We start from the raw sequence: 5,661 nt of genomic DNA, 5'->3' as shown, positions 1-5,661 counted from the left end.
CATAAAAAAACCCTTTATCGGTAAGATAAAGGGTTTTCAAGAAGAAGGCGGCGACATACTCTCCCACAATGATAGCAGTACCATCTGCGCTAACGGGCTTAACTACTCTGTTCGGGATGGGAAGAGGTGAGCCCCGTTGCTATAGCCACCTTAAAAGGTAAGTTATAAGCATTCGGCTTAAAACTGTGTCTGTAGACACTAATATTGTTGACATACTTAAGAAACAAAAAATAAGAAGAACAGCTAATAACATCATAATGTAAGCATTTGGCGGCCCGGAAGTTTTGCGGCTCCCGGGCCATACGCATCAAGCTTTACGGATTATTAGTACTACTCGGCTATGACATTACTGCCTTTACACCTGTAGCCTATCAACGTGGTAGTCTCCCACGGTCCTTTAAAGAAATCTCATCTTGTGGTGGGTTTCGCGCTTATATGCTTTCAGCGCTTATCCCTTCCGAACGTAGCTACTCTGCAGTGCTCCTGGCGGAACAACAGATACACCAGAGGTTCGTCCAATCCGGTCCTCTCGTACTAGGATCAGGTCCACTCAAATTTCTAACGCCCACTGTAGATAGAGACCGAACTGTCTCACGACGTTCTGAACCCAGCTCGCGTGCCACTTTAATGGGCGAACAGCCCAACCCTTGGGACCTTCTCCAGCCCCAGGATGTGACGAGCCGACATCGAGGTGCCAAACCCCCCCGTCGATGTGAGCTCTTGGGGGAGATCAGCCTGTTATCCCCGGCGTACCTTTTATCCTTTGAGCGATGACCCTTCCATGCGGTGTCACCGGATCACTATGCTCTACTTTCGTACCTGATCGACCTGTATGTCTCTCAGTCAAGCTCCCTTTTGCCATTGCACTCTACGCACGGTTACCAAGCGTGCTGAGGGAACCTTTAGAAGCCTCCGTTACTCTTTTGGAGGCGACCACCCCAGTCAAACTACCCACCAAGCACTGTCCTTCCATTGGAAGTTAGGCTCTAAACAAGTAAAGGGTAGTATTTCAACAACGACTCCACGATACCTGGCGATACCGCTTCAAAGTCTCCTACCTATCCTACACATCACTTGTTCAAAGTCAATACTAAGCTATAGTAAAGGTGCACGGGGTCTTTTCGTCCCACAGCGGGTAATCGGCATCTTCACCGATACTACAATTTCACCGAGCTCATGGCTGAGACAGTATCCAGATCGTTGCACCATTCGTGCAGGTCGGAACTTACCCGACAAGGAATTTCGCTACCTTAGGACCGTTATAGTTACGGCCGCCGTTTACTGGGGCTTCAGTTCAATGCTTCGCCGAAGCTAACATCTCCCCTTAACCTTCCAGCACCGGGCAGGTGTCAGGCCCTATACGTCATCTTTCGATTTAGCAGAGCCCTGTGTTTTTGATAAACAGTCGCCTGGATCTTTTCACTGCGGCCCCCCATAAGGGGGCGACCCTTCTCCCGAAGTTACGGGCCAATTTTGCCTAGTTCCTTAGCCATGAATCTCTCGAGCACCTTAGAATTCTCATCCCAACTACCTGTGTCGGTTTAGGGTACGGGTTGCCTCCACTCGCTTTTCTTGGAAGTCGCTCCTCTGGATTATCACGCCGGCCGTAGCTTTTGTGTACTATCTCCGTGTTACCACTGGATTCAACGTACTATTCCGTCAGTACGCACCAAATTTACGCCTCCGTCCGCTTTAACGTGGGGCAAGTAGCAGAATATTAACTGCTTGTCCATCGACTACCCCTTTCGGGTTCGCCTTAGGTCCCGACTAACCCTCAGCTGATTAGCATAGCTGAGGAAACCTTAGTCTTTCGGTGTGCAGGTTTCTCGCCTGCATTATCGTTACTTATGCCTACATTTTCTTTTGTAACCAATCCAGCAAGCCTCGCGACTCACCTTCATCTCTGTTACAATGCTCCCCTACCACTATAGTAAACTATAGTCCATAGCTTCGGTAGTATGTTTATGCCCGATTATTATCCATGCCGGACCGCTCGACTAGTGAGCTGTTACGCACTCTTTAAATGAATGGCTGCTTCCAAGCCAACATCCTAGCTGTCTGGGCAGTCCAACCGCGTTTATTCAACTTAACATACATTTTGGGACCTTAGCTGATGGTCTGGGTTCTTTCCCTCTCGGACATGGACCTTAGCACCCATGCCCTCACTGATATGCATCATTTTATAGCATTCGGAGTTTGTCAGGAATTGGTAGGCGGTGAAGCCCCCGCATCCAATCAGTAGCTCTACCTCTATAAAACTAACTATATCGCTGCACCTAAATGCATTTCGGGGAGTACGAGCTATTTCCGAGTTTGATTGGCCTTTCACCCCTACCCTCAGGTCATCCCAAGACTTTTCAACGTCAACGGGTTCGGTCCTCCACTATGTGTTACCACAGCTTCAACCTGCCCAAGGGTAGATCACACGGTTTCGCGTCTACCACTACCAACTATGGCGCCCTATTCAGACTCGCTTTCGCTACGGCTCCACAGCTGAACTGCTTAACCTTGCTGGCAACGGTAACTCGTAGGCTCATTATGCAAAAGGCACGCCGTCACAGAACAAGTCTGCTCCGACCGCTTGTAAGCGTATGGTTTCAGGATCTATTTCACTCCCTTGTTCAGGGTTCTTTTCACCTTTCCCTCACGGTACTGGTTCACTATCGGTCTCTCAGGAGTATTTAGCCTTGGCGGATGGTCCCGCCGGATTCATACAGGGTTTCACGTGCCCCGCACTACTCAGGATACCACTATGCTTTATACGAAGTTTTCTATACCGGGCTGTCACCGTCTATGGCCAGGCTTTCCAACCTGTTCTAATTCCTTGTACAAACAATATCGTGGTCCTACAACCCCAATAAGTCCGTAAACTCATTGGTTTGGGCTACTGCGCGTTCGCTCGCCGCTACTAGCGCAATCACTATTGTTTTCTCTTCCTCCGGGTACTTAGATGTTTCAGTTCTCCGGGTTCGCCTCCTTGCGGATACTACACCTTCAATGTAGTGGGTTGCCCCATTCGGATATTCGCGGATCAATTTGTATGTGCCAATCCCCACGACTTTTCGCAGCTTATCACGTCCTTCTTCGCCTCTGAGAGCCTAGGCATTCCCCATACGCCCTTATCTAGCTTGTATGCGTTTTGCTTAATGCTCTAATCTATTCCAATTTGCATCAGAATAGAAGTATTATAATGTATTACTTATATTAAATATTTCTATCTAATAGTGTTCTCGTATTCTTTGTTTCTCAATATGTCAATGAACTTTTTTCCTTATCCAACAATACAGTCTCGATGATCCTACAAACTAAAAACTTGTGTTTCCTGGTTGTTTGTAAAAACTATACCCTCTGTATCTCAAGGAATCGTGGAGAATATCGGAGTCGAACCGATGACCTCCTGCGTGCAAGGCAGGCGCTCTAGCCAGCTGAGCTAATCCCCCATTATGGAATTCCGAATAGAATTCAGAATGTAGAATTAGAATCCTTTAGCTTCTAGAATTTCCTTTAAGTATTTCAAATGAACTTGTCATAAACCTGATGGCTTACTCTCTCAAGTAGTCTCAGGCAGACTCGAACTGCCGACCTCTACATTATCAGTGTAGCGCTCTAACCAGCTGAGCTATGAGACTGTCCATATAATTAAATTGACATAAGAATCAAGACCCGAAGGTCAAACTAAACTTCCCTTACTAATTGTCGCTAGCATGTAAACATGCATCGCTCTAGAAAGGAGGTGTTCCAGCCGCACCTTCCGGTACGGCTACCTTGTTACGACTTAGCCCCAGTTACCAGTTTTACCCTAGGCCGCTCCTTACGGTGACGGACTTCAGGTACCCCCGGCTTCCATGGCTTGACGGGCGGTGTGTACAAGGCCCGGGAACGTATTCACCGCATCATGGCTGATATGCGATTACTAGCGATTCCAGCTTCACGCAGTCGAGTTGCAGACTGCGATCCGAACTGTGATAGGGTTTGAAGATTCGCATCCCCTCGCGGGGTAGCTGCCCTCTGTCCCTACCATTGTAGCACGTGTGTGGCCCAGGACGTAAGGGCCGTGATGATTTGACGTCATCCCCACCTTCCTCGCGGTTTGCACCGGCAGTCTGGCTAGAGTTCCCGACATGACTCGCTGGCAACTAACCACAGGGGTTGCGCTCGTTATAGGACTTAACCTGACACCTCACGGCACGAGCTGACGACAACCATGCAGCACCTTGCAATCTGTCCGAAGAAGGGTCTGTTTCCAGACCTGTCAGACTGCATTTAAGCCCTGGTAAGGTTCCTCGCGTATCATCGAATTAAACCACATGCTCCACCGCTTGTGCGGGCCCCCGTCAATTCCTTTGAGTTTCATTCTTGCGAACGTACTCCCCAGGTGGGTTACTTATCACTTTCGCTTAACCACCCAGCCCTCAATTAGGCCGGACAGCTAGTAACCATCGTTTACGGCGTAGACTACCAGGGTATCTAATCCTGTTCGCTACCTACGCTTTCGTCCATCAGCGTCAATACATTATTAGTGATCTGCCTTCGCAATAGGTGTTCTGAGTAATATCTATGCATTTCACCGCTACACTACTCATTCCAACCACTTCATAATGATTCAAGAACAACAGTATCAATGGCAATTCTACAGTTGAGCTGCAGACTTTCACCACTGACTTATTATCCCGCCTACGGACCCTTTAAACCCAATGATTCCGGATAACGCTTGGATCCTCCGTATTACCGCGGCTGCTGGCACGGAGTTAGCCGATCCTTATTCGTAGAGTACCGTCAGCTCCCCACACGTGGGGAGGTTTCTTCCTCTATAAAAGCAGTTTACAACCCATAGGGCAGTCTTCCTGCACGCGGCATGGCTGGATCAGAGTTGCCTCCATTGTCCAATATTCCTCACTGCTGCCTCCCGTAGGAGTCTGGTCCGTGTCTCAGTACCAGTGTGGGGGATCTCCCTCTCAGGACCCCTACCTATCGCGGTCTTGGTAAGCCGTTACCTTACCAACTAACTAATAGGACGCATACTCATCTTTAAGCCATAAATGTTTAATGTAGTCTCCAGGTGAAGTCTACATACTATGGGGTATTAATCCACGTTTCCATGGGCTATTCCCCGCTTAAAGGCAGATTGTATACGCGTTACGCACCCGTGCGCCACTCGTCATCAGAAAAGCAAGCTTTTCTATGTTACCGTTCGACTTGCATGTGTTAGGCCTGCCGCTAGCGTTCATCCTGAGCCAGGATCAAACTCTTCATCGTTAAATCTTATATATATTCAACAACTACTAAAGAAATTGCTCAGTATGACTTCTTCTAGTCTTAATTCTTATACACTATAATAAAATATCGCTATTCTATTATTGTTGTCAATTCAATATATCAATGAACTTAATTGGTCTCCCAATCTCTCTTGTTAAAACCCGAGGAATCGAACCTCTCTACTCATGCCCCATCCGGCCGTTTTATGTTACTCTCAGTCTGTCCCCCTGAACGTTTGCTCGCTCGCAAAGCGGGTGCAAATATACAACGCTTTTTATTTCCTAACCAAAACTTTTTAATAAAAATTTTTGATTTCTTTTTTAAAGCGCAAATCCCAAATTTGCTCACTCCTTAATCACCCCTCTCTATGAACATCACTTCGTTTCCAAAGCGGGTGCAAATATA

At 47.6% G+C, this 5,661-nt stretch carries 2 tRNA genes and 3 rRNA genes; all 5 read right to left on the bottom strand.

The window, feature by feature from the left end:
* Positions 1 to 42: 42 nt before the first annotated feature.
* Positions 43 to 153: ribosomal RNA gene (gene rrf, locus RE431_RS15640) — 5S ribosomal RNA — on the bottom strand.
* 150 nt (positions 154 to 303) lie between these two features.
* A 23S ribosomal RNA gene (locus RE431_RS15635) occupies positions 304 to 3,135 on the bottom strand.
* Between the two features lie 231 nt (positions 3,136 to 3,366).
* Positions 3,367 to 3,440, bottom strand: a tRNA-Ala gene (locus RE431_RS15630).
* Between the two features lie 115 nt (positions 3,441 to 3,555).
* A tRNA-Ile gene (locus RE431_RS15625) sits at positions 3,556 to 3,629 on the bottom strand.
* Between the two features lie 97 nt (positions 3,630 to 3,726).
* Positions 3,727 to 5,256, bottom strand: a 16S ribosomal RNA gene (locus RE431_RS15620).
* The 16S, 23S and 5S rRNA genes sit together here with 2 tRNA genes alongside, the layout of an rRNA operon.
* Positions 5,257 to 5,661: the final 405 nt, after the last annotated feature.

It is taken from the genome of Christiangramia sediminicola (assembly GCF_031344135.1).
GTDB classification, from domain to species: domain Bacteria; phylum Bacteroidota; class Bacteroidia; order Flavobacteriales; family Flavobacteriaceae; genus Christiangramia; species Christiangramia sediminicola.
The sequence above is the reverse complement of the archived record's forward strand: the minus strand, read 5'-3'. Positions and strand labels throughout refer to the sequence as shown.